The organism is Shewanella sp. MBTL60-112-B2, from assembly GCF_019655055.1.
Taxonomy (GTDB): domain Bacteria; phylum Pseudomonadota; class Gammaproteobacteria; order Enterobacterales; family Shewanellaceae; genus Shewanella.
The window spans coordinates 14,453-38,875 of sequence record NZ_BPFA01000026.1; the positions used below are offsets into that span (position 1 = coordinate 14,453).

Consider the following 24,423-nt stretch of genomic DNA (forward strand, 5'->3'; position numbering starts at 1 on the left):
CACATATTTAGTTCAAATGGTCAAAATAGAACCCACTTCACACATTTAATTTAACCAGCTAGTTTTCAACGACTTAGGCTTATTGCTTGTTGTTGCATTTTTTAATCAAGATCGACTTCCACCGATTCATTCACAGAGTTATCCACAGGCTGTATTTTATATTTACGTGGCCGAAATTGCCCTAATATGGCATGCTAGCGCCATCATCGAACTCCGATATATAAATACTTAACTATGCCTAAAATTGCCGATAACCCTTTAATTCTTGTGGATGGTTCTTCATACCTTTACCGCGCCTACTATGCACCACCTCACCTAACAAATTCAAAGGGGGAGGCAACTGGCGCCGTTTACGGCGTTATCAACATGCTTCGTAGCCTGTTAAACCAATATAAGCCATCACAAATGGCGGTGGTTTTTGACGCAAAAGGCAAAACATTCCGCAATGATATGTATTCGGAGTACAAGGCCCAGCGCCCACCTATGCCAGATGATCTGCGCCACCAGATTGAACCTCTACACAGAATCATTAAGGCACTTGGTTTACCGCTAGTGTGTATTTCTGGCGTTGAGGCCGACGATGTTATCGGCACCATTGCAACTCAAGCCAGTAAAGAAGGCCGTGCGGTTCTTATCAGTACTGGCGATAAAGATATGGCGCAACTAGTGGATGAAAACGTCACACTAATTAATACCATGACCAACACCATCATGGGGCCTGCAGAGGTTACCGAAAAGTTTGGTGTGGGTCCTGAGTTGATTATCGATCTATTAGCGCTTCAGGGTGATAAGGCCGATAACATTCCAGGGCTACCTGGTGTAGGCGAAAAAACCGCACTCGCTATGCTAACAGGTGTTGGTGGGGTCGATAAGATCCTTGCTGCACCAGAGAAAATGCCAGAGCTAGGTTTCCGTGGTTCTAAGACCATGCCAGCTAAAATTATTGAGCATGCCGACATGCTTAAACTCAGTTATGAGTTAGCTACCATCAAGTTAGACGTTGAACTTGAGCAAGACTGGCACCAGCTGTCGATTGAGCCTGCTAACAAAGATGAGCTAATCAAATGTTATGGTGAGATGGAATTTAAACGCTGGTTAGCAGAAGTGCTCGATAACAGTGGCGATAAAGCTACTGCTTCAGCGGCTGCCGACGATGATGCACCTGCAGCAAAGCTAGATATTGAAATTGAATACGAAACCATTCTAACCCTAGAGCAACTCGATAGCTGGATTGAAAAATTAACCGCTGCCGAGCTTATCGCTATCGATACCGAAACCACTAGCCTCAACTATATGGAAGCTAAGTTAGTAGGGATATCTTTTGCAGTTGAAGCGGGGAAAGCTGCTTATCTACCTTTAGCTCACGACTACGTCGATGCACCCGAGCAATTAGATAGCGCCCTTGTATTTGAAAAACTACAACCACTGCTTGAAGATGAAAATCTTAAAAAGGTTGGTCAAAACCTTAAATACGACATTAGCATATTTGCCAACGCTGGCATCAGCTTACGTGGCGTGCAGTTTGATACTATGCTCGAGTCTTATGTATTTAACTCTGTTGCTTCTAAGCACAACATGGATGATTTAGCGCTTAAGTATCTTGGTCATAAAAATATTAGCTTTGAAGAAATTGCCGGAAAAGGGGCTAAGCAGCTTACGTTTAATCAAATCCCATTAGACACAGCCGCACCTTATGCCGCTGAAGATGCCGATATTACCCTGCGTTTACATCAACACCTATGGGCGCGACTAGAAAAGCAATCAGAGCTTGCTAGTGTATTTACTGATATTGAAGTGCCACTAGTTAACGTACTGTCTAATATTGAGCGTCAAGGCGTGTTAATCGATAGCATGTTGCTTGGCCAGCAAAGTGAAGAACTTGCCCGTAAGATTGATGAGCTAGAACATAAAGCCCATGAAATTGCCGGCGAGCCATTCAACTTAAGCTCACCTAAGCAGTTACAGGCACTATTCTTTGAAAAACTGGGCTACCCAGTGATCAAGAAGACCCCTAAAGGTGCACCATCGACTGCAGAAGAAGTGTTAGTGGAGTTAGCGCTAGATTATCCGCTGCCTAAGATTATTTTGGAGCATCGCAGCCTAGCTAAACTAAAAAGCACTTACACAGATAAACTGCCATTAATGGTTAATGCTAGAACGGGCCGTGTACATACAAGCTACCATCAAGCCAATGCAGCAACGGGGCGCTTGTCATCAAGCGAGCCTAACCTGCAGAACATTCCAATCCGTACCGAAGAGGGTCGCCGTATTCGCCACGCGTTTATTGCACCTGAGGGTAAAAAAATCCTTGCAGCCGATTACTCGCAAATCGAATTGAGAATTATGGCGCACCTTTCACAAGATGCAGGTCTATTGACGGCTTTTGCTGAAGGTAAAGACATTCATAAAGCGACCGCTGCAGAAGTGTTTGATGTTGACTTTAGTGAAGTGACTGTCGATCAGCGTCGCCGCGCCAAAGCAGTGAACTTCGGTTTGATCTACGGTATGTCTGCTTTTGGTCTTGCCAAGCAACTTGATATCCCAAGAGCCGAAGCACAAAGCTATATCGACACCTACTTTAAGCGCTATCCGGGCGTGCTTAAGTATATGGAAGAGACCCGTGCTATCGCAGCCGATCTGGGTTATGTATCGACGCTATTCGGTCGTCGCCTCTATCTGCCAGCGATTAAAGATAGAAACGCGATGCGTAGACAAGCAGCAGAACGCGCTGCGATCAACGCGCCTATGCAAGGTACCGCTGCCGACATCATTAAGAAAGCCATGATTAATATCGCTCAGTGGATTGAAACTGATACCCAAGGCGAAATAATTATGATCATGCAGGTTCACGATGAATTGGTGTTTGAAGTCGATGAGGCCAAGGCTGATAGTCTTCAAGCGAAGGTCTGTGAGTTGATGGCTGCTGCTGCCAAGCTCGATGTTGAATTACTGGCAGAAGCTGGCATTGGCGACAACTGGGAACAAGCTCACTAACTCCTCAGAACCCATGACTGGCGGAGCATTTCGCCAGTCATCTTCCTGTATATTTACCTGTTTCTTCCACATTGTTCGTATTCATGCAACCGCCGTTCTCTTAGCCGTGAAAACCAACAACACCGCAAAACAAATATAAACACTTGATATTTAATCGTTAAACTGAAATTTTACGATCATTTAGTGTATCTTTATTGAACAAACATTGAGATACCCATCACATTATTGTGTGTTTTTTACAAAAACAGTTTTTCATATAGCGTTTAATGGAGTAATATTCTCGGCGTAGGGTACAGAGGTTAAGATGTTCTATCTTTCAGACCTTTTTTTTACGTTTGCTACTTTGTAGTAAATGGCCAAATTATGGCGCCTCAGTGAATCTAATTCGCTGGGGCTTTTTTTCGTCTGAAATAAATTTTAGAGTAATTACTTTAAATCGAACAAAATTCGAGTTATGCTGTGTTCATTGAGCGATATCAACATAGTTTGATTGAACTTGAGTCTTGTTGAATTTAGCTTCTCCCCAAAAGAGCTAATTTATGCCGATGGTTTATGCCGTCGGTTTTTTTTTGCCTGAAATTGAGTAATATCGTAATAGAGGCAAAAAAAACGCCCCCATTTGGGAGCGTCATTTAGCTAGCTGCGACTAATCAATATAACAACAGATTGATTATTTGTTGTCAGCTTCGGCTTGAGCGGCAATCGCATCGGCTTCTATTTGTTGCATCAACCATTCTGGCTTACACCAACTATCTAGAATCCCCAATACCTTGCCTTTACCAATCCCTTTTAATGAAGAGAAAGGCTCAACCTTTACGCCGTCTTCAAAATGGCTTAGTTTCTTGCGCACTTCATTAACCATCTTCATTCTAGCGCTTTGACCTAGCTTATCAGCTTTGGTTAACAATGCTAAAACAGGAATATGGCTCTGAACTGCCCACTCAATCATTTGCATATCAAGATCTTTTAGTGGATGACGGATATCCATCAATACCACCACACCGCTTAAACAATCACGCTTAAGCAAGTATTCACCCAAAGATTCTTGCCACTTTAGCTTAAGAGCCAAAGGTACTTGAGCAAAACCATAACCCGGTAAATCCACCAAACGACGGTGTTTATCCAATCTAAAAACGTTAATTAACTGCGTACGTCCAGGCGTTTTACTGGTTCGAGCAATTTTCTGCTCAGTTAGTAAATTTAAAGCACTCGACTTACCCGCGTTCGAACGACCCGCAAATGCGATCTCCACCCCAACATCACCAGGGAGGTATTCATTCAAATGTGCAATATCAGGTGCACTAATTAAAAACTCTGCTTTACGGAAATCGATACGAGATTCACTCACAATTAACTCCAAAATTTTACTCATAAACTTTTATAAATATCGAAGAGTTGCTTACATTTTCACAATTTAGTGTAAAATATTACCCCGATCACATAAAATACATTTTATCACGCTTGCGGGTCTTCCTAGTAAGCTCAGGACAAATATTTTAATAAGAAGTTGGAACGCCATGAAAAAGTTAGCTCTTGCGCTGTCTGTTTTAGCCACAATCTCTTCACCTGCTATGGCCGAAGGAAATGCCGAAGCCGGAAAAACTAAAGCCATTGTTTGTTCTGCTTGTCACGGTGTTGACGGTAACAGCATGATAGACATGTACCCTAAGCTTGCTGGTCAACACGTTACCTACCTTGAAAAGCAGCTACATGATTTCCGCAGTGCAGCACAGACTGGTGGAAAAGAAGGCCGTATGGACCCAATCATGGGCGGTATGTCTGTCGCCCTTAGCGATCAAGATATCGCAGACCTTGCGGCATTTTATGCTAGCCAAACCAATAAAGATATCGAAGTTAAAGATATCCCAGAGCTAGGTGCGCAGCTTTATACCACTGGTGACTCTGCTCGCGGCATCACTGCTTGTATCGCATGTCATGGTCCTGAAGGTAAAGGAATGGAGCTTGCAGGTTTCCCTGCAATCAACAGCCAACATGCAAATTATATCAAGATCCAGCTAAATAAGTTCCACGATACAAATCGTAACAACGACCTAAATGGCATGATGCAAGACGTTGCAAAAAAATTAAATGCAGCCGATATCGAAGCATTATCTAAATATATATCAAGCCTTAACTAAATATTAGCAAGATCTAAAAAGGACGGATTAACCGTCCTTTTTTATATCATCTCGTTTACGTTTACGTAAACTTAAGGCAAAACCCTCTTGACAGAGATCACAGTTCTAGGTTTAAATAAGCCCCGTACCGAGATGAACCCAACTGTTAGTACAAAAATTATTTAATAATAACTTTCAGATTTCGGTATTTATACATTTAAGATACAAGAATAAAGTAACGAAATAATAACAATAATATTGAGACCACTCACTAAAAATAATAAGAGTCGAGATTTCAGTTTGAAGTCCAGGTCGCAAGAATTTAGTAAGGATTTGGTTAGGAAGGCCAAAACGCTATTTAGCATTGACCCTTACATTCAGAGAAACATCTACCAATAGGAAAGTGTTTGTAGGATACAAACATAGCAAAGGAAGCTGATGCTTTGGATGCACTTGCGGGAAGCTTGTTATCACTGGAAGATACTTAAAAAAATATACATGGATGGTTACTTAGGCGTCATTGGATGGACGAATAAAAATTGTGATGTGTCTTTAAAGACCATCTACGGAAACTGTCGTCGGGAAGACGACAGGTCTAAAAATAAAGTGTCGGGAAGACCATAAACTATAAGACATGCATGGAAAGCAGACAAAAAATAAGATGGATATTGACCGGGATAGTCACATAGCAAGTACGGATACTTGAAATCAGAATTGGTGTCGATTGACACTTTATAGAGGCGACAGATTAATCTGTCGCCTTTTTTTATTTCTCCCTCTAATACCAATCAGTATAAGAATTTGATCAACTCAGAACGATTTTTGGCAAACTAATTCTAGGCGAATAGCTGCAATAATGGTTATTCCCTTATAAATCTATTCAACGCAGAAGTAGGCAGCCAAAAACGTTCCAGAATGGCGAGTTTTAGCGATTCTGATGCAGTGACTCTCAATAAACAAAGAGGGACCTTGAACCTAGTTCAACTATGCTCTTCATTCGTTGCCTTGCCTCAAAACCGCTAAATTCTCGCTGAGTGACTAAATATTTATACTGATTGGTATAATATCTTCATTTATACTCAAATTAATTAAGTCATTGGTTTAGCGAACATATGCGCAGATGCCCTCTTTGTCATAGTGATAATACAACTCGGTTTTATGCCAATAAAAAACGCTGTTTGTATCATTGTCATCTATGCCAATTAGTATTTGCAGACGCCAACTCACACTTACCTCCTTCTGCTGAGCTGCAAAAGTATCGCCTCGCCAATAACAAACAAAACCCTCTCGCAAGATTTATGCTAGATCTTGTCGAGCAATGTGACGATGGCCATACGCCTTTGCTGGGGCTTAACTTTGGCCGCACCCTAGACAACAAGACTCTGAGAAAAATCAGTAAAAAAGGTCATCAACTCAATCAATATGATCCTAGCCTTGCACCATGGAATCGCTCCCTTAAGCAAGAATATGATTTTATTTGCTGCTATCGAGTGTTTGAACACTTTCGTTTTCCCTTTAAAGAATGGGATCTACTAACCCAACTGCTTAAACCTGGCGGCTGGCTGGCTATTTGTACGCCACTATTGAGTGATTTGAACGCATTTGAAAAGTGGCACCATAAAAATAATCTGACCCATGTGAGCTTTTATCAGCAGGCAACCTTTGAGTTTCTAGCAAACAAAGTCGGTTTTAAGCTATTATTTGCAGCAAACGATCTCATTCTGGTGCAAAAACCATCAGGATCTGATATAACACGCGACCAAACTTCAGTTGTTGTATGAGCCTAGACGCTTTTCAGCAATAGAGTCTTTTAAGTTATCGAGATAAGCGATCATGTCCCGTAGTAAGAAAATGCGTAAGAGCAACGATAATGCTCCAAAATTAGCCCCAAGAACCAAAAAGAAAGAGCGTGTTCTTGCAGGCAAGAAACAAGTTGCTGGCAATAAAGCGGGAAGTCGTCATAACGCTTCGATGATTGAAAGCCAAGCTAACGGCGGTAAAGCTAAGAGCGCTGACCCACGTCACGGCAGCAAAAAGCCTGTTCAACTGCACATCAATACCGAAGCTAAGGTTGAGAAGAAGCCTCAAGGGCCAAAACTAACTGATGAGCAGAAGTTGTTGAAGCTTGAGGAAGACCCAAGACTAAACGGCCTGCTAGATATGCTTGAAGAAGGTAAGAACCTGAACACAGACGATCAAAAGTGGTTAGACAAGCAGTTAAATCAAATTGAAGCGCTAATGATAAAGCTGGGCATCACCGACGAAGAAGACGATGAGCCACAAAGCAGAAAAGCCGTTAGTGATGATGACTTATTTGATAAGTTTGAGTCTGGCGCAGATCTGCTAAAAGACTACCAACACAAAGATTAACTCTTAATGTGTATACCCCTATGGCATCTTTATTGATGCCATATTTTTATCCATAATCGTCTCTTTCTCTCACTTACCGTTAGGGTTTTGCATGACTACAACCTTTATTGTCCTCGCCATCATTATCGTCGTTGCACTGGCAGCCTACGCTGGCTACCTACTGATTAAAGTGCGTAAGCAAAAACAACTCCAAGCCAAGCTGAAACAAGAGCGAGCCGATGCTGCCAAAGCCAAGGCGAATGAACTGCTCGACAATATTCGCTATATCGCTACCGCGATGCTAGAAGAACGCTGTGAACTGTCAGAAGGTGTCATGCGCATTGCTAAGCTGTCTCAGTTAGTCGGGATATCTGAGCGCATCGCCAGCCAGTACCCCGCCATTTTTCAGCACTTTGACGTTATTAAAGCACACCCAATCAAAGAACAGCGTAAGGCTTTAGACAAACAACAGCGCATGAAACTCGACTTCGCGCGTATGCGTTCTGAAAGTGAGCTAGAGCTCAAAATATTAGAAGAAGCCAAGCAACTTAGTGAACTAAACCTCGGCTTATTACACTAATATTCGATGCGATAGAGATTACTGGCTTTAAAAGGGCAGCATCCAAATCGCAGATATGACATATTTTGCTCATATAGGGTGAGTCTGTGCACAAAATTTTCCCAAGACCACAGACATCCACCTCATTTTCAGCGATATTCAGTCACACTTTGCTACCCATATTGAATTTTTACAACATGGATCAAGGTTATTCAACAAATAACCGTGCATACTTCACATGTTGCTAAACTACACGCCGGAGGACACGCCTTGAAGCAGCCCACCCCAATTAGTTGGGATCAGTCAATGATCGAAAAGTACAATTATAGCGGTCCACGTTATACTTCTTATCCGACGGCCTTGGAATTCGATGACTCGTTTACCGAGGAAAAATTGCTGACTTCTATCAAGAACAGCAAGAGTGACAAGCTTTCTCTTTATATCCATATTCCTTTCTGCGCCAAGCTTTGTTACTACTGTGGCTGCAATAAAGTTATCACTCGTCATCAACATAAAGCCGATCAGTACATTGAGTATCTAGCGGCTGAAATCGTTAAACGCGCACCGCTGTTTAAAAATTACTTAGTGACCCAAATTCACTGGGGTGGCGGTACACCGACATTCCTAACTCCTGAGCAAATTCTTAAGTTATCAGCACTCATCAAGGCTAACTTCAACGTTGCCGATGTAGGTGAATACTCAATTGAAGTCGATCCTCGTGAAATCGAGCTGTCGATGCTAGACACTCTAAAAGAAGCGGGCTTCAACCGTATATCTATCGGTGTGCAAGACTTCAATAAGAAGGTTCAAGTTGCAGTAAACCGTGAGCAAGACGAGCAGTTTATCTTCGACCTAATGGCACGAGCTAAAGAGCTAGGTTTTGTTTCAACTAACATCGACCTAATCTACGGCTTGCCTCACCAAACGCCTGAGACTTTTGCTGAAACCATGCAGCGCGTACTGGATCTAAATCCAGACCGTCTATCAGTATTTAACTACGCTCACCTGCCGTCTCGTTTTGCAGCCCAGCGTAAGATTAAAGATGAAGATCTAGCATCACCACAGCAAAAGCTTGATATGTTGCACCAAACTATCGAGACCCTAACCGGTGCGGGTTACCAGTACATTGGTATGGACCACTTTGCTAAGCCAGATGATGAGCTCTCGATTCTGCAGAACGAAGGCCGTTTACACCGTAACTTCCAAGGTTACACTACTCAAGAAGAGTGTGACCTATTGGGTCTAGGTGTGTCTTCAATCAGCCAGATTGGCGATTGCTACGCACAGAACCAAAAAGACATTCGTCCATACTTCGAGTCTATCGATGCTAATGGTCATGCGCTTTGGAAAGGTTGTAGCTTAAACCGTGACGACGAAATTCGCCGTGTAGTCATTAAGCAGCTTATCTGCCACTTCGACCTAGATATGGCGAAGATTGAAGAGAAGCTAAACATCAACTTCGAAGAGTACTTTGCAGAAGATCTTAAACTACTGCAAACCTTCATCGATGATAAGCTAGTCGATATCACAGACCGCAAAATCACTATCAGCCCAACTGGCCGCTTATTGATCCGCAACATCTGTATCTGTTTCGACGTTTACTACCGTGAAAAAGCAAGACAACAACAGTTCTCTCGCGTTATCTAATCACATCTGATTAGACTCCTTAAAAGCCGGCATTAGTCGGCTTTTTTGTACCTGAAAAAACTGAAAGTCCAGCTTGTCACATTTCGTATAATTTTCATCCGTGACCTTTGCAATTGGTAACGGCATAATCAGCCTCATAATTAAAATAATAAAGGATGATTTATGTATAAGTACCTTCTTCCCTCTGTACTAGTCTTGGGGCTCGGCGCCTGCCAAACCACGACAGTAATTACAGCACCACCTCAAGACGTCAGCACTCAACAAGTAGCGACCAATACCCAGTTACAATCACTGATAGACGCCGCTTGGCAAGTCTCTCTCGATGCCAGTCCAAGCTTTGCCTATTCGCTAGGTGATGTTTCTAAAGCTGGGCTGCTGCAAGACTTATCACCACAGTCATTAGCAACATTAGATCAGCGTCGGCAGCAAATACTTAGCCAACTGAAACAAATTGACCAAACAAGCCTGACCAAAAGTGATGCGATTAACGCGCAGATCTTACGCGACCAACTGCAAAATGATGTCGATCAGTTCCGTTATAAAGATCACTACATGCCCATATCGGCGGAAGGTGGCTTTCATGCCTATATCGCCTCAATTGCTAAGGGACGCTTTAACAAAGTTGAAGACTACCAAAACTATATCAAGCAACTGCAAGCGCTACCTGAATACTTCATTCAACAAACTGACTGGCTAAAGCAAGGTCTAGCAGCAGGTATCACTCCCGCTAGGGCCACACTCAAAGGGTTTGAAACCAGCATCTGCGCCTTTATCGTGCCTGTAGAAGAGAGTGGTTACTTCCAGCCATTCACTGAGTATCCAGCCCATTTTACTGAGGCTGAAAAAGCTGAACTGACAGAGCAAGGCCGCGCCTTGGTACAAGATACTGTGCTGCCTCAATACCAAGCCTTCTTCGACTTCATCACCACTGAATATATTCCCAATACTCGGATAAGCATCGCCACCTACGACCTTCCCGACGGTGAAGCCTTCTATGAGAACCGCGTGCGCTATTACACCACCTTAGATATGACCTCTGATGAAGTGCACCAACTGGGCCTAAAAGAGGTTAAACGGATCCGCGAAGAGATGCAGCAAATCATCGAAGAGGTTGGCTTTAAGGGCAGCTTTGCCGAGTTCTTACACTTTCTAAGAACAGATCCGCAGTTCTACCCAAAGACAGCTGAAGAGTTACTCAAGGAAGCAGCCTATATCGCCAAAAAGGCCGATGCTATGCTGCCTAAGTATTTCGGCAAACTACCGCGCCAGCCTTATGGTATCGAGCCAGTACCCGCCGAAATCGCGCCTAAATACACCACAGGGCGTTACTCTGGTTCGAATCGCGCAGATGAAGCAGGCTATTACTGGGTGAATACCTACGCGCTGGATAAGCGTCCACTGTACGAGATGGAGGCACTGACACTGCATGAAGCCGTGCCCGGTCATCATCTACAAATCGCACTCAATCAGGAGTTAACCGACCTACCCAACTTTCGTCGCTACAGCTATATCTCGGCGTTTGGTGAAGGCTGGGGGTTATATTCTGAATATCTAGGTTTAGAAGCAGGTTTCTACCAAGACCCATATAGTAACTTTGGTCGCCTTACCTACGAGATGTGGCGCGCTGCACGTCTAGTGGTCGATACTGGCATGCACGCCAAAGGTTGGTCGCGTCAACAGGCAATCGATTTTATGGCCAGCAACACCGCACTGTCTATGCATAACGTCAACACTGAAATTGACCGTTACATCAACTGGCCAGGGCAAGCCCTTTCATACAAGATTGGTGAGCTGACAATTAAACGTTTGCGCGCTCAAGCAGAAGATGAACTCGGTGAAAACTTTGATATTCGCGCCTTCCATGACGCTATCTTAGCCAATGGTTCTGTACCAATGTCAGTACTGGAGCAACAGATAAACGACTTTATTGCGTCACAGAAAGCCGCTATCTAATCGATGCCTGCGCTGCGTCATACAGGATAAAGTGAATGACGTACTCAGAACAATCTGCTGACTTTAAAAGATAACAATGAACCACAGAGGACACGAAGAGCACGAAGGAAATCCATCTTTTCTTCGTGCCCTCCGTGTAGCAAACGAAGTGCGCGCTTCGTGGTTTAATCGCTTTTAAAGCAAAGCTCCCCGTTGGTGCTGGGTCTTCGTTTTTTGTTCACTAACCAGATTTAGGCTTAATTTACCCGCATTAGTGGCTTTTTTAATGGGCTGTTTTTAAGGTCTATGTTTCGCTAGAGTCTGGCTAAACAAGTTTGCTACACTGCGTGCAAGATCACTAAATAGAATCACATCATGTCGATTGCTACAGAGCCCTATATGAACACTAATACTCCTGTCAGCTTTTCATCTGAGCACCATCTTAATAGTCCAGAGCAGAAAGTCTTTTGGCAGCAAGTAACGCAGTCGAGCTTTAAGACCCGTGATGATATCAGCTTAGCCTATGCCCGTATCACTCATCCAAATAGTATTGGCACCATAGTGATTAGCAGTGGGCGAGTCGAATCCTATCTGAAATACAAAGAGCTGATGTTTGATCTGTACCAGCAAGGCTACAGCTTGTTTGCTATCGATCATCGCGGTCAGGGGTTATCGGCACGCACAACAGCCAACCCTCATCAGGGACATATCGACAAGTTCCAGCGTTATGTCGACGATTTCGCCGAATTTATCACTAAGATTGTCAAACCGCATGCAATGGAAAGCTACTACCTGGTTGGCCACTCTATGGGCGGAGCTATCGGTACGCTTTATCTAAGCCAGTACCCGGCAACCTTTAAGGCCGCGGTATTTTCAGCGCCTATGTATGGCATTAAGCTCCCCCTTCCTAAAGCCTTTATCCGCGGCCTAGCGTCTTTACTCGATAATGCTAAGCAGCCTAACTATATCTTGGGTGGCAAAGGCTATCATGCAGACCCATTTGATAAGAATGATCTGACCCACAGTAAGCTACGCTATGACGACTACCGTGAACTATACCGCCAGCAGCCCCAACTGCAGCTCGGTTCGCCAACCAACCATTGGTTGATCGAGTCAATTGATGCCGCCGAACAAGCGGTAGTTTCTGCTCGAAATAGCACGATCCCGCTACTCATCTTACAGGCAGAAGAAGACACCATAGTCGCTAATAGTGCGCAGAATCGCGCCGTATATGGCAAATGCCGTTTAATCAAAATTCCTTATGCGCGTCATGAGATTTTTATGGAGCGAGATAAGGCGCGCAACCTTGCGCTCAACGCATTATGCGAGTTTTTAAAAGTAAGCTAACGAGCAATAAAAAAGGGATAGCTAGCTATCCCTTTTTTGTGTGCTGCAGCTTAACCTAACTGCCCCGCCACCATTAGCTCCCGCGTTTCCGGGATCTCATTGTAAGACAAGACATGTAAACCGCGGGCAAACGCCAAGGCGTAACGCGCTAGAATAGGACGCAGCGGTGGAGAAACCAATAGCAGTGGGCTATGCCCTTGCTCTTTTGCCTCAGCCAGCAATTGCGGCATCCGCTGCTGTAACTGCGCCAATAGCTGAGGATCGACCGGGAAGCTATCGAGAGCAACTTTTCCCTGCTGCTGAGACTGATTCAGTGCCACCATCAAGGTTTGCTCAAGTTCCGGCGCTAGAGTCATCACATTCAACTTAGTTGCCGTCCCCACTATCGAGTGTAAAATCGAGTTACGCAGGGCGCAGCGCACATCTGCCGCCAGTAAAACCGGGTCTTTGCTATTCTCACTGCAATCGAGCAAGGTCGTCGCAATGGTGCGAATATCCTTGAGGGATACCTGCTCTTTAAGCAATAAACGATACACCTTAAGCTGCAAGATAGGCGTCAAAGCGGCATTAAGAGCCTCGGCTAGTTTAGGTGACTGCTTGGCGAGTCGGTCACTAAGCGCCAATACGTCGTCATGTTGCAACATATCGGGTAATGACTCACGGATCAGTTTACTCACATGGGTAGCGATAACCGTGGCGTTATCCACCACTGAATAACCTAAGTTCAACGCCTTGGCCTTGTGATCTTGTTCCACCCAAATCGCATCCATCTGATAGGCGGGTTCCTTGGTAATAATGCCATCTATATCACCAAATACCGGGCCACTCTTAATCGCCATCAAACGATCTGGCTCTAATTCGGCAGTCACCACAGGGTTGCCCATCATGTTGATTTGATAAGCATTGGGAGCCAAAGACAAGTTATCGCGCACCCTCACCTCTGACAGCAAAAATCCCGCCTGCTCAGACAAGGTTCGACGAATACCGGTTAAGCGCTTTTGTAGCTCGGCGCCTTTACTACGCTCAACCAGGTGTACTAAACGATAACCTAAACGCACCTCGATCAGATCGGTATAAGGCAGCGCGTCCCAACTCGGCGCAGAGGGTTCACTTAAGTTACTCTCTAACTGTTGCTCAATTTTGGCCTCTTTGATTACCGGCCCTCGCCCCTCCTGTTTCCAAGCAGCAAAACCGAGTAAGGCCGCGAAAGAGAGGAACACGAATGTTGGCATACCAGGCACAATACCCAGAATGAACATCACACCCGCTGATGTGGCCAGCGTTTTAGGGTTGGCCAGTAATTGATTGCGCAGCTGTTCAGGCATCTCTTCAGCGTCTGACACTCGCGTGACGATAATCGCCGCAGCAGTCGCTAATAACAATGATGGGATCTGAGCAACCAAACCGTCACCAATGGTGAGCAATGCATAGGTCTTAAACGCATCGGCAGCGCCTAAGTCATGCATGAAGATACCGATGGCTAAACCACCCAACATGTTGATGGCGAGGATCAGCATACTGGCTATGGCATCACCACGAACGAACTTAGAAGCACCGTCCATCGAACCATAGAAGTCGGCTTCACTCGCCACTTCCTTGCGCCTTTCTCTGGCCTGCTCTTGACTCAATATGCCAGCATTTAAGTCGGCATCAATCGCCATCTGCTTACCGGGCAAGGCGTCTAAGGTAAAACGTGCCGAGACCTCGGAAATTCGTTCGCCACCTTTAGTGATCACCACAAAGTTAATGATCATCAAGATTAAGAAGATCACCCCACCGACAACATAGTTGCCGCCGATCACCACCTCACCGAATGCCTGAATGACCTTACCCGCAGCATCGCCGCCTTCATGGCCCTCAATTAACACCACTCGCGTAGAGGCTACGTTCAAGGTTAAACGTAACAGTGTCGCCAATAGCAATACGGTAGGGAAAACTGAAAGTTCCAGAGGTCTACGGATCGAGACACTGGCCAGCAGTACCATCACAGCCAACACGATATTGAAGGTAAACAGGATATCCAATAACCATGGCGGTAAAGGCAAGATCACCATAGCCAAAACGGCCAGTAGCATAATAGGAATGCCTATATAGCCCGGGCTACCGGTAAAAGTACGCGAAAACCAGTTCATTAAATCAGATATCCTTTAATCGTGTCGTAAGTTATTCGGAATAAAAAAATGCGGTAGAGGGTCAGGCTTGGCTTGCTTACCCTGCCTTGCGGCTCGAATTTGCATGACATATGTCAGTACATGAGCAATCGCCACAAAAAGCGAAGCTGGGATCTGTTGCTCAATATTTGTCGAGTAATAAATAGCCCTGGTGAGCGGTGGCAACTCTAAGATCTCCACACCATGGCGCTTAGCGACTTCTCGCATATAAAGCGCCAACTCATCAGTGCCCTTAGTCAGCACATAAGGCGCATCGGCTTTGTTAGCATCATATTTTAACGCGACAGCATAATGAGTGGGGTTAACCAAAAGTACATCGGCATTCGGAATAGAGACATCGGCCCTTGAACGGCTGATACGTTGCTGCATTTGGCGGATCTTGGCCTTAATCTCAGGCTTACCCTCCTGCTGTTTATGCTCGTCCTTCACCTCTTGCAACGACATTTTTAAATCCTTGTGGTGCTGCCAATATTGGAATGGCAGATCGATACTCGCGATAAATAACAGCCCCAGCCCTAAATAAAACACCCCGAGTGATAGCATCTCAATCACCCGCGTAATCGCTTCATCGATAGGTAATTGAGTAAATGTCAGTAGGGTTTGCAAGTTCTTATCGAGAAAAACCAACATGATCCCGCCTAGCAATACGATCTTAAGTACTGACTTAACTAGTTCAGCAAACGACTTAATCGATACCATTCTGCCAAGACCCGCTATTGGATCGATACGGCTGTATTTAAAGCCTGCATTACCCAAGTTAAATATCAAACCACCAGGCATAGCGCCGGCGATCATGGCGATTAAGGCCACTAAGACAAACAAGGGGGCAAGGATATAGAGAATTTCCAGCAGCGCCTGAGCTAAATGGCGAGTCATCATGCCAGGCTCATCTAATTGTGCTTTAGTGAATTGCATATTGGTTCGCGCCAGCTGCGCCACTCTCGCACCAATCTCACCGGCACTCGTTGTGAGTAACAATGCGCAACCAATAACTAAAGCGGCAGAAGTGAAATCTTTCGAGCGAGGAACCTGCCCCTGATCACGGGCTTGTTTAAGCTTTTTGGGGGTTGCATCTTCCGTTTTACTCTGCCCAGTATCCTTACTCATGTTATCCCCCCAATAAACTGATACATGGCAGACAAAGCATCTAAACAGAGATCACTATAACGACTGGGTAAACCACTGAATGAAAAGAAAACACATAGCAATCCCATCAACATAGACATCGGGAAGCCCAGGGCAAAAACGTTGAGTGACGGCGCTGAACGACTCAAGACACCGAAGGTAATATTGACCATTAACATAGCTAGAATAGAAGGCAGAGCCAGCATAAACGAAGCCGCAAACAGCCAACTAATGCGGCCGATTAGCCCCATTAACGGTAGGTCAAACACACCCATACCGACAGGCCATAATCTAAAGCTATCGACCAGCACACCAATCGCCACTAAGTGCCCGTCAAGCACGAGGAATAGCAAGGTGCCATAGAGTAAGAACCATTGACCAAGAATAGGGTGCGAGCCACCACTAGAGGGGTCGTTCATCACCGCCATCGCCAGACCCATCTGCATCGACAGCATCTCACCGAGCTGTGTCATAACATAGAGCATGATAGTGAGAAACAGCGCCATCATAAACCCAAGCAACAGCTGCTCAACGGCTAACAAAAGTGCATGTATCGAGATTGCATCAACTTCAGGTAATGGCGGCAGAATCGGGGCTACCAGCGCCGATAATGTTAATGCTAATAGAATTCGTACCGTGACAGGGATATAAGTACTGCTTAAAAATGGCATGACCATAAAGGCCCCCATGATTCGGCAGAATGGCCACCAGAAAGTGCCAATAAAAGTACTAAGTTGGGTAGAAGTAAGAGACAGCATTCAGCTAACCATTTAAGTTTGCATAGCTATTAGCTTGGGCTTCGTCAGCTAAAATCGTATTCAAATTATGCAATTGTCTCAGCCTATCAGGTGGGGAATGTTAAGAAATAGGCGCTGAAATAAGTCGCTCATCTGCATCAACATCCATTCACCAGCAAATAGCACCATCAGCAGGGTAATAACCAAACGAGGTAAAAAGCTTAAGGTTTGCTCATTCACCTGAGTGGCGGCTTGAAACACAGCCACCACCAAACCAACGATTAAGCTTGGAAGTACTAAGACCCCCACCATAGCGATCACCAAATAGACGGCATCGGCAAAAAAGGATGTCAGTTCATTTACATCCATAAGCCTAAAACACTCCAGCAATGAGCATAGAGATGACGCTGGGCCAATCATTTAATGCCACTAAGCCAATCATCATCAAGCCGAGAAACAGATAAATAATATCGGCGATGGAAACAGTAAGTTCCTGCTCATCCTGCAGCCTAATACTCATTTAAAACCTTCCTAATCGTACAAAAGAATGTAGGCTAACCATAACTGGCAACTAAGGTGCTCACCGTCATCGACCAGCCATCGACTAATACAAACACCATTAATTTAAATGGCAATGAAATAATTAGCGGTGACAGCATCATCATGCCCATAGACATCAACACGCTTGCAACCACCAAGTCGATCACCAAAAAGGGTAAGAACAGCAAGAAACCAATCTGAAAAGCCGTTTTCAACTCACTTAAGACATAGGCTGGCATCAACACAAAGAACGGGATTTCCTCTGCGGTCAAGGTCGTTGGTTCATCAGCAATCTTTAGCATCTGTTCAAGATCGGTTTCGCGGGTTTGTGCCAACATAAACTGGCGAAGCGGCTTTTCTCCACGCTCTACCGCCTCAGGTAACTCAATTAACCCTTGATCGTAAGGTAGGAAAGCTTTCTCATAAATCTCTTCTCCAACGGGGCGCATGATAAATATCGTCATCACCAGTGCGATTCCAATCAGCACCTTATTAGGAGGACTTTGCTGCAAGCCTAATGCTTGGCGTAGTATGCCCAATACCACAATGATGCGAGTAAAACTGGTAAGCATCATCAACATAGCTGGTAGGAAACTTAGCACTGTCATTAATGCCAAAATTTCCAACTTTACGCTCACTGACTCAGAGTCAGCACCATCATTTAACGTGAATAATGTTAAGCCATCATTGGCATATGCCGTCGATGAAAAGCCTAAGAGTAAAATCAGCAAAGCTCGCCACATAATCAGTCATTTGCTCCAGTTAGACTGATAGCTTCTACTTCAAGTAAACGCACACCATAACGGCCATTTACTTCAACCACTTCGCCTCTGCCTAGCAAAGCACCATTGACGCGAATGTCTAGAGGCTCACCAACCATACGATCGAGTGCTACAACATCGCCCTCGCCCATTTTTGTCAATTCTCCCAGAGACATCTCAGCACTGGCTAACTCCAAGGTCACCTGTACCGGTAGTTGATGGAAAAAAGACATATCTTTAACTGGCTTAGCTTGAGATTTTGGCTGATGGCTCTCCTCTTCGGTAAAAAACTCATCATCCAATAAAAAATCTTCATCTTGTAAAATGTTATGTTCAGCCATTGGATTGCTCCTCCATGTAAAAAGCTTCTTGGGTCAGTTTGGCCACCATTTGCCCCTCATGGGTATGAACCGTGGCATAAAAAAGTGGACGTTTACCGACGGTAACGGGACAGCGCGAGTGCAAGTTCATCGGTAAAATATCACCCACGGCCAAATTTTGTAGCGAAGTCAAAGATGTACTTTGGTGCCCCAACTCGAGTAATACTCTTAGTGGGATCTGTCTAAGTCTGTGAGCGAGCTTTTCCGATAAGGCGGGATCGGCTTGATATTGGCTGGGTAATTCAGCCATCAGTCCAAGCAGGTGCTCACTCATAAAAAATAACATCGGTGGACCGCTGTGCGCAGCAGGAAAGCTGAGCTCACAACAGACAGGAGCCTTTATTGGGGTTTGATTGGTGATGAGTTCTAGCTCAAGCCCATCCTCATCGATCTCTGTGATGGGTAAGCATTTAATTGCCGCAATCATCAGCCGCTTAACTAAGCGATACTCTGATTGACTCGGCGATCTTAATGGAGATTTAGGCGTACTAGAAAAGGCTCCATAATAACCACTAGCTAACTGATCTAAAGTGCATTTATCTATTCGCCACCAGCCTAATGCGATTCGATTGTAGCTTAATAAGAACCAGGCATGATGCAATTCAGGTATATACGAACTTGATTTCGTAGTTAACGAAACTTGTGATAACCCATGATGACCTTGACGGATAATGGGGTGTAGTAGTTCATTTACGGCATCCATTATTGGGCGCAGACATTGGTCTAATTGCACCAATAATCGGCTTCTCGCTAACTTTTCTTTGATCAAGGCGACGGGTCTAACTTCCACTCCCTGGTTAGATTTAATTAAATTGGCTTTAGCAGTTGTTTTCATCTTAAATCTCACAACAAAAGAACGTCAAACAATCGACGCTTAATTAAAATAGCTATTTAAATGACGCGCGACAAAATAATGACTAAATAAATAAAGCTAGCAACAAACACAACAACAAACATTATTAAACTAGTCGAGAATATGGGTGCAAAATAAAAGCAATTAAGCACAAAAAATAAACCACCCTATAAAGCGACAGTTTTAAAAAAAACTTTAATTTTATTTGAACAATTTAAGAAGAAAGAATGATAAACATAAAAAATCAACGACTTAAACTAACAACCATGACGATAGTAATGTAAAAAACTCAAATTTAGTATTAAAAACAAGCAAGAAAGAAGCTCATTAATATAAGCGCAAGCTTACAATACATCTACTAAAAACACACTTAACTTTAGGTTAAGTTTTAAAAACTTGATTAAACCTTAAAATAAAAATAAAAAGTTTTACATATTTTAATATTACGTGTTTAATTGGCAACCTTAAAAAAACTACAACTAAAATAATAAAGTTTCAGTCTCTATTTTAAGGGTTATGCACAATTGAAAAAGTCAGTTTATATATTAATCTGTTTAATTTTTATTTGTACAAACATCACAAATAACGCACTTGCTGCGCCAGTTAACTATCAAACTCCTTTTGAAAAAGCCCATTGGGAGTTTTCAGGAGATCTGTTTGGCTGTGAAATTAGCCATAGAGTACAGAGCTTCGGCACATTACAGCTTAGCGCGACTCCTGGAGAGCCTCTCGCCCTATCCTTGCAAGCAGACTGGCTTTCTTTAAATAATACCCAGAGCCAAGCTTGGGTCGTCCCCGCCTCTTGGCAGGAAAAGCCTCACCAGCGAATTGCTACGACCTCATTAAATTGGTTTGGAGCCAAGGCGACGAGCCAACACCAGACCGCAGCCTTTTTAGAAGCCCTAGAACAGGGACACACCTGGCAAGTCGCTATTTCTGCTGCAGATAACAGTCACTATCTAATCAATGCCAGCCCAGTATCAACCCAATCGGTGGCGAATCAATTTAGACTCTGTCGCCAGCAATTACTGCCAAAGCCATTTACCTATTTACGACGTTTAGAGTTCTTATTTGCTCCTAGTTCAAGCCTTTTAAATGCTGATCATGAACAAGATCTCTATGCTGTTTATCGTTACCTGCAAGCCGATCCGAGTATTGTTGAAGTATTAGTAGACGGTCACGCCGATGCGTCCGGAGACCACTTAGCCAACTTAGTACTAAGTAAAGAGCGCTCCGATGAAGTGGTTTCAAGGCTAATAGAGCTTGGGGTGTCAGCAAAGATGATCCAAACGCGACATCACGGCACTCGAACCCCTGTTGCGAGCAACAACAGCACCGAAGGCCGAGAACTAAACCGTCGAGTCACTTTGCGCTTAGTAAAGTCTGAAAAAAATTCTGTGACCCCAGCTTTGAGAGCTAAAAATGAATCGTTCTAGTTTAAGATTTGTCGATGCAGATCTATCCCTTTCTAGCCAGAATAGACTGACACAACAGGGCTTTAATTTTTGGCTACCAGACGGCAAACACAACCCCTGGTTAAGCTTGATCAATCTTTCTAATTGCACCAGTCAGGATGTACTCCTACGGCTAAGACAATTTCCGGGGAAGCACCAAGTTGCCCTACTCAACCCTGAGCAGTCCGAACTTGCCAGTATCGCGATGCAGTGTGGTGTGCAAGATTATCTATTGCTGCCGATTGATGAAGAGCAACTTTGCTCACTACTACAAAGATTACGCCGTTTAGAACTGCCCAATAATGAGTTAATTTGCGCGGCTCCAGTTAGTCGTCAGCTGCTAATGCTAGCTCATAGAGCTGCAAGCACAGAAGCTACAGTACTGCTCACAGGCGAAAGTGGAACAGGTAAAGAACCACTGGCTAGATATATTCACCGCCATTCCAACCGAGCCGATAAAGCCTTTATCGCAATCAACTGCGCGGCTATCCCTGAAAGCATTCTAGAATCGATTCTATTTGGTCATACCAAAGGTGCATTTACAGGCGCAACAACAGATCAGCCCGGTAAATTCGAACTCGCCAATGGCGGAACACTACTGCTCGATGAAATAGGTGAAATGCCGCTGCTTTTGCAAGCTAAGCTGCTGCGTGTACTACAAGAGAGAGAAGTTGAACGATTAGGCAGTCACAAGTCGATTCCGTTAAACATTCGCGTCATCGCTTCCACTAACAAAGATCTGCGTCAAGCGGTGCAAGATGGCAAATTTAGAGAAGATCTCTTCTATCGCTTAGATGTACTGCCGATCAAGATATTACCTTTGCGTCAGAGACGTGAGGACATTCTGCCCATCGCCGAACATTTCTTGCAGCGATATAAAATTCTCGCAGCAAATCAGCAATGCTACTTCAGTGAACAGGCGCGAAGCCTACTCTTAAGCCACTGCTGGCCCGGCAATGTGCGCGAACTTGAAAATACTATCCAACGCGCGCTCGTTATGCGACGCGGCCAAGCGTTACAGGCTGAAGATCTCGGCCTTGCCAATCAAGACGGTGCAGTTTTAGTCGAACAAAATGAGTTAGGGCTCAAGGCGTCTAAGCGTCAGGCTGAGTTCCAATACATTATTGACACACTTAAGCGCCATAACGGCCATAGGATCCAAACCGCCGAGGCCTTGGGTATGACAACACGAGCATTGCGATACAAGCTCGCTCAAATGCGAGAAGAAGGGATCGATATTGAACGGCTCCTAGCTCAAGCAGGTCATGCCGCGTAATCACAGTCTAGGTCTATCAAGAGAATTTATATGTCAAATGCCAATATAGCCAGCGCTCAGTTAATGATGCAACAGCTAAATATTCATTCAGAAATGGCCAAAGGAGCGATAAGCGTCACGCCTAACCCAAGAGATTTTGGGCTACAGCCACCTTCATTTACTGAATTGATGAAAAATAAAGTTGCCGCCGTCAACACAGATCAAAATGCTTCCGCAGCCCTAATGAAAGCGGTAGATACCGGTCAGAGTGGCGACTTAGTAGGCGCCATGGTTGCCTCACAAAAAGCGGGACTCGCTTTTTCCACCATGATCCAAATTCGAAACCGTTTAGTACAAGCGTTTGATGAAGTTATGAAGATGCCAGTCTGATCATAGCAATCTAATTTAATAACCATTACGACCCAAAAAACTCAAGCGCTCTTTTTGAGGAAGGATAACTAAAGCATGTCAACAACATTGACTCAAACCAGCCCTGCCGCAACGACTGTTGGTGTCAATAACCGCCTTAATTCACTAAAAGAAAAGTGGCAACAATTTAATCGAGGCGACCGTCAGGTAGTGATACTGGCAGTACTCGCTATTGTTGCCGCTTGCGTCATTGTGTTGATGCTGTGGAGCGCAAGCCAAGGCTACCGTCCCTTATATGGTAACCAAGAAGGCGTTGAAACCTCACAAATTATCGAGGTGCTTGAAGCGGAAGGAATTAGTTATCGCATCGATGCCAACAGTGGGCTAATTCTAGTTACCGAAGATAAACTCGGCCCCGCCCGCATGCTATTGGCAGCCCGAGGAGTTAAGGCTAAAGTCCCGTCTGGTATGGAGTCTCTCGAAAATTCAAGCATTGGTACTAGCCAGTTTATGGAACAGGCCAAGTATCGCTATAGCTTAGAGGGTGAATTATCGCGAACAATTATGGCACTGAAGGCGGTAAAGACCGCTCGAGTTCACTTAGCCATTCCTAAAAAGACGCTATTTATTCGCCAACAACCTGAGTTACCTACTGCATCAGTCATGCTTGAACTCTATGCTGGTAGCAATATTCAGCCAGAGCAGGTTGAGTCGATCGTTAACTTAGTCGCAGGTAGCGTTACCGGTATGACACCTGATCGCGTGCAAGTTGTCGATCAGGAAGGTAATCACTTAAGCTCTTCAATTAGTGTTAATAAAGATATCACTCAGGCACGAGACCGCCAGCTCCAATACACCCAAGAATTAGAGCAAAGCTTAATTGATCGCGCTTCAAGCATGCTACTACCTATTCTTGGTCGCGAACACTTTGAAGTACAAGTTGCGGCAACAGTGAACTTCAATCAGGTGGAAGAGACAAAAGAGTCTCTAGACCCACTAGCAGTCGTCACCAAAGAAAATCTAACCAGCAACGAAACCAATAGCGATATGGCACTTGGTATCCCGGGTGCATTAAGCAACCAACCACCAGCCGCTGAAGCAGAAGATAGTAACGCCCGTCGTAACTTAAACTCACAAGAAAGCCGTCAATTCGACACTGGCCGCTCAGTTAGACATACCCGTTACCAGCAGATGCAGTTAGAAAATTTATCGGTATCGGTACTGATTAATAAACAATCCGCAGGAGAGGCAGGCTGGGCTCAGGCTCAATTAGATCAATTAAGCAGCATGGTACAAGACGCAATTGGCTTCTCTGCAGCTCGAGGCGATCAATTCAGTATTAACAGCTTTAACTTCGCGCCAAGTACTATCGCAGAATTTGAGCCAATGCCGTGGTGGCAGGGTGAAAGTTATCAGACCTATTTACGCTACTTCATCGGCGCGCTATTAGGCCTTGCGATGATATTTTTCGTCTTGCGCCCACTAGTTAAGCACCTCACCAAAACTGTTGAGCATAACTTTAAAGGCAATGACGATCCTGCACAGCCAACATTACCAGCAGCACAGGCAAACGTCGCCCAGTTAGAAGCCAGTAACAATCCCCAGCTGATGGCAGATCAATTGATTGGGTCAAACTCAAATAGCGGCGAAATCAACTGGAGCGGCGATGTCAGCCTGCCAGAAGCAAGCTCACCTTTAGCGGTCAAGATGGAACACCTCAGTTTACTTGCTAACCAAGAGCCTGCACGCGTTGCCGAGGTCATTGCCCACTGGATTGGTGATACCGAGAATGATTAAGCCAAATCGTACATTTCGCAACCCGAATATAATTAG

At 44.5% G+C, this 24,423-nt stretch carries 21 protein-coding genes; 12 read left to right on the forward strand and 9 right to left on the reverse strand.

Going from position 1 to position 24,423, the window contains the following annotated elements:
* Nucleotides 1-234: 234 nt before the first annotated feature.
* Nucleotides 235-2,994 carry a DNA polymerase I gene (gene polA, locus K5Q73_RS15475; RefSeq protein WP_220762595.1) on the forward strand — a complete coding sequence of 920 codons (2,760 nt, stop codon included), beginning with the start codon at nt 235-237 and terminating at the stop codon, nt 2,992-2,994.
* A 670-nt stretch (nt 2,995-3,664) separates the two neighbouring features.
* On the opposite strand, the gene yihA is transcribed toward polA, so the two are convergent.
* The gene (yihA, locus tag K5Q73_RS15480; RefSeq protein WP_220762593.1) at nt 3,665-4,342 is read right to left on the reverse strand and encodes a ribosome biogenesis GTP-binding protein YihA/YsxC; all 678 of its coding nucleotides are present in this window, start codon (nt 4,340-4,342) and stop codon (nt 3,665-3,667) included.
* A 169-nt stretch (nt 4,343-4,511) separates the two neighbouring features.
* Here yihA and K5Q73_RS15485 point away from each other — a divergent pair, with 169 nt between their 5' ends.
* From K5Q73_RS15485 to K5Q73_RS15515, 7 genes are all read left to right on the forward strand, one after another.
* Nucleotides 4,512-5,132: a cytochrome c4 gene (locus K5Q73_RS15485; RefSeq protein WP_220762571.1), complete on the forward strand. Its 621-nt coding sequence runs from the start codon at nt 4,512-4,514 to the stop codon at nt 5,130-5,132.
* A gap of 1,091 nt (nt 5,133-6,223) precedes the next feature.
* Nucleotides 6,224-6,892, forward strand: coding sequence for a methyltransferase domain-containing protein (locus K5Q73_RS15490; RefSeq protein WP_220762569.1), 669 nt, complete (start codon nt 6,224-6,226; stop codon nt 6,890-6,892).
* A gap of 52 nt (nt 6,893-6,944) precedes the next feature.
* Complete coding sequence (yihI, locus tag K5Q73_RS15495; protein WP_220762567.1) at nt 6,945-7,481, forward strand: Der GTPase-activating protein YihI; 537 nt, start codon at nt 6,945-6,947, stop codon at nt 7,479-7,481.
* Nucleotides 7,482-7,572: 91 nt separating this feature from the next.
* Entirely contained in the window at nt 7,573-8,040 is a 468-nt protein-coding gene (locus tag K5Q73_RS15500) for a DUF2489 domain-containing protein (protein ID WP_220762565.1), read from the forward strand.
* Between the two features lie 249 nt (nt 8,041-8,289).
* Nucleotides 8,290-9,666: an oxygen-independent coproporphyrinogen III oxidase gene (gene hemN, locus K5Q73_RS15505; protein WP_083766665.1), complete on the forward strand. Its 1,377-nt coding sequence runs from the start codon at nt 8,290-8,292 to the stop codon at nt 9,664-9,666.
* Between the two features lie 162 nt (nt 9,667-9,828).
* Nucleotides 9,829-11,619 (forward strand): DUF885 family protein, encoded by a 1,791-nt coding sequence (locus K5Q73_RS15510; RefSeq protein ID WP_220762563.1) that lies wholly within the window; start codon nt 9,829-9,831, stop codon nt 11,617-11,619.
* A 354-nt stretch (nt 11,620-11,973) separates the two neighbouring features.
* The gene (locus K5Q73_RS15515; RefSeq protein ID WP_220762561.1) at nt 11,974-12,945 is read left to right on the forward strand and encodes an alpha/beta fold hydrolase; all 972 of its coding nucleotides are present in this window, start codon (nt 11,974-11,976) and stop codon (nt 12,943-12,945) included.
* A 50-nt stretch (nt 12,946-12,995) separates the two neighbouring features.
* Here the strand turns inward: K5Q73_RS15515 and K5Q73_RS15520 are convergent, their stop codons facing one another.
* The 8 genes from K5Q73_RS15520 to K5Q73_RS15555 all read right to left on the reverse strand — a co-directional run bounded on the left by K5Q73_RS15520 (nt 12,996) and on the right by K5Q73_RS15555 (nt 19,494).
* Nucleotides 12,996-15,077, reverse strand: a complete 2,082-nt coding sequence (locus tag K5Q73_RS15520) for a flagellar biosynthesis protein FlhA (protein ID WP_220762559.1) — start codon at nt 15,075-15,077, stop codon at nt 12,996-12,998.
* Nucleotides 15,078-15,092: 15 nt separating this feature from the next.
* Nucleotides 15,093-16,223, reverse strand: a complete 1,131-nt coding sequence (gene flhB / locus K5Q73_RS15525; protein ID WP_220762550.1) for a flagellar biosynthesis protein FlhB — start codon at nt 16,221-16,223, stop codon at nt 15,093-15,095.
* Nucleotides 16,220-16,999: a flagellar biosynthetic protein FliR gene (gene fliR / locus K5Q73_RS15530; protein ID WP_220762548.1), complete on the reverse strand. Its 780-nt coding sequence runs from the start codon at nt 16,997-16,999 to the stop codon at nt 16,220-16,222. Before fliR ends, flhB begins: the two co-directional genes overlap by 4 nt.
* Nucleotides 17,000-17,077: 78 nt before the next feature.
* Nucleotides 17,078-17,347 carry a flagellar biosynthesis protein FliQ gene (gene fliQ, locus K5Q73_RS15535; protein WP_220762539.1) on the reverse strand — a complete coding sequence of 90 codons (270 nt, stop codon included), beginning with the start codon at nt 17,345-17,347 and terminating at the stop codon, nt 17,078-17,080.
* Nucleotides 17,348-17,351: 4 nt separating this feature from the next.
* Nucleotides 17,352-17,498, reverse strand: coding sequence for a hypothetical protein (locus tag K5Q73_RS15540; protein WP_220762537.1), 147 nt, complete (start codon nt 17,496-17,498; stop codon nt 17,352-17,354).
* A 34-nt stretch (nt 17,499-17,532) separates the two neighbouring features.
* The gene (gene fliP, locus K5Q73_RS15545; RefSeq protein WP_220762535.1) at nt 17,533-18,261 is read right to left on the reverse strand and encodes a flagellar type III secretion system pore protein FliP; all 729 of its coding nucleotides are present in this window, start codon (nt 18,259-18,261) and stop codon (nt 17,533-17,535) included.
* A 2-nt stretch (nt 18,262-18,263) separates the two neighbouring features.
* Nucleotides 18,264-18,620, reverse strand: coding sequence for a flagellar motor switch protein FliN (gene fliN / locus K5Q73_RS15550; protein ID WP_220762533.1), 357 nt, complete (start codon nt 18,618-18,620; stop codon nt 18,264-18,266).
* Nucleotides 18,613-19,494 (reverse strand): FliM/FliN family flagellar motor switch protein, encoded by an 882-nt coding sequence (locus tag K5Q73_RS15555; protein ID WP_220762531.1) that lies wholly within the window; start codon nt 19,492-19,494, stop codon nt 18,613-18,615. The genes fliN and K5Q73_RS15555 overlap by 8 nt, the downstream gene beginning before the upstream one ends.
* A 542-nt stretch (nt 19,495-20,036) precedes the next feature.
* On the opposite strand from K5Q73_RS15555, the gene K5Q73_RS15560 reads away from it, so the two are divergent.
* The 4 genes from K5Q73_RS15560 (at nt 20,037) to fliF (ending at nt 24,387) form a co-directional block, all read left to right on the forward strand.
* Nucleotides 20,037-20,948: an OmpA family protein gene (locus K5Q73_RS15560; RefSeq protein ID WP_220762529.1), complete on the forward strand. Its 912-nt coding sequence runs from the start codon at nt 20,037-20,039 to the stop codon at nt 20,946-20,948.
* Nucleotides 20,935-22,242: a sigma-54-dependent Fis family transcriptional regulator gene (locus K5Q73_RS15565; RefSeq protein WP_220762527.1), complete on the forward strand. Its 1,308-nt coding sequence runs from the start codon at nt 20,935-20,937 to the stop codon at nt 22,240-22,242. The genes K5Q73_RS15560 and K5Q73_RS15565 overlap by 14 nt, the downstream gene beginning before the upstream one ends.
* 30 nt (nt 22,243-22,272) lie before the next feature.
* Nucleotides 22,273-22,611, forward strand: coding sequence for a flagellar hook-basal body complex protein FliE (gene fliE / locus K5Q73_RS15570; RefSeq protein WP_220762525.1), 339 nt, complete (start codon nt 22,273-22,275; stop codon nt 22,609-22,611).
* Nucleotides 22,612-22,686: 75 nt separating this feature from the next.
* Nucleotides 22,687-24,387, forward strand: coding sequence for a flagellar basal-body MS-ring/collar protein FliF (gene fliF / locus K5Q73_RS15575; protein WP_220762523.1), 1,701 nt, complete (start codon nt 22,687-22,689; stop codon nt 24,385-24,387).
* Nucleotides 24,388-24,423: the final 36 nt, after the last annotated feature.

Coding starts and splice junctions, on each gene's coding strand:
- polA (WP_220762595.1), top strand. CDS start 235: ATGCCTAAAATTGCCGATAACCCTTTAATTCTTGTGGATGGTTCTTCA.
- K5Q73_RS15485 (WP_220762571.1), top strand. CDS start 4,512: ATGAAAAAGTTAGCTCTTGCGCTGTCTGTTTTAGCCACAATCTCTTCA.
- K5Q73_RS15490 (WP_220762569.1), top strand. CDS start 6,224: ATGCGCAGATGCCCTCTTTGTCATAGTGATAATACAACTCGGTTTTAT.
- yihI (WP_220762567.1), top strand. CDS start 6,945: ATGTCCCGTAGTAAGAAAATGCGTAAGAGCAACGATAATGCTCCAAAA.
- K5Q73_RS15500 (WP_220762565.1), top strand. CDS start 7,573: ATGACTACAACCTTTATTGTCCTCGCCATCATTATCGTCGTTGCACTG.
- K5Q73_RS15510 (WP_220762563.1), top strand. CDS start 9,829: ATGTATAAGTACCTTCTTCCCTCTGTACTAGTCTTGGGGCTCGGCGCC.
- K5Q73_RS15515 (WP_220762561.1), top strand. CDS start 11,974: ATGTCGATTGCTACAGAGCCCTATATGAACACTAATACTCCTGTCAGC.
- K5Q73_RS15520 (WP_220762559.1), bottom strand. CDS start 15,077: ATGAACTGGTTTTCGCGTACTTTTACCGGTAGCCCGGGCTATATAGGC.
- flhB (WP_220762550.1), bottom strand. CDS start 16,223: ATGAGTAAGGATACTGGGCAGAGTAAAACGGAAGATGCAACCCCCAAA.
- fliR (WP_220762548.1), bottom strand. CDS start 16,999: ATGCTGTCTCTTACTTCTACCCAACTTAGTACTTTTATTGGCACTTTC.
- fliQ (WP_220762539.1), bottom strand. CDS start 17,347: ATGGATGTAAATGAACTGACATCCTTTTTTGCCGATGCCGTCTATTTG.
- K5Q73_RS15540 (WP_220762537.1), bottom strand. CDS start 17,498: ATGAGTATTAGGCTGCAGGATGAGCAGGAACTTACTGTTTCCATCGCC.
- fliP (WP_220762535.1), bottom strand. CDS start 18,261: ATGTGGCGAGCTTTGCTGATTTTACTCTTAGGCTTTTCATCGACGGCA.
- fliN (WP_220762533.1), bottom strand. CDS start 18,620: ATGGCTGAACATAACATTTTACAAGATGAAGATTTTTTATTGGATGAT.
- K5Q73_RS15555 (WP_220762531.1), bottom strand. CDS start 19,494: ATGAAAACAACTGCTAAAGCCAATTTAATTAAATCTAACCAGGGAGTG.
- K5Q73_RS15565 (WP_220762527.1), top strand. CDS start 20,935: ATGAATCGTTCTAGTTTAAGATTTGTCGATGCAGATCTATCCCTTTCT.
- fliE (WP_220762525.1), top strand. CDS start 22,273: ATGTCAAATGCCAATATAGCCAGCGCTCAGTTAATGATGCAACAGCTA.
- fliF (WP_220762523.1), top strand. CDS start 22,687: ATGTCAACAACATTGACTCAAACCAGCCCTGCCGCAACGACTGTTGGT.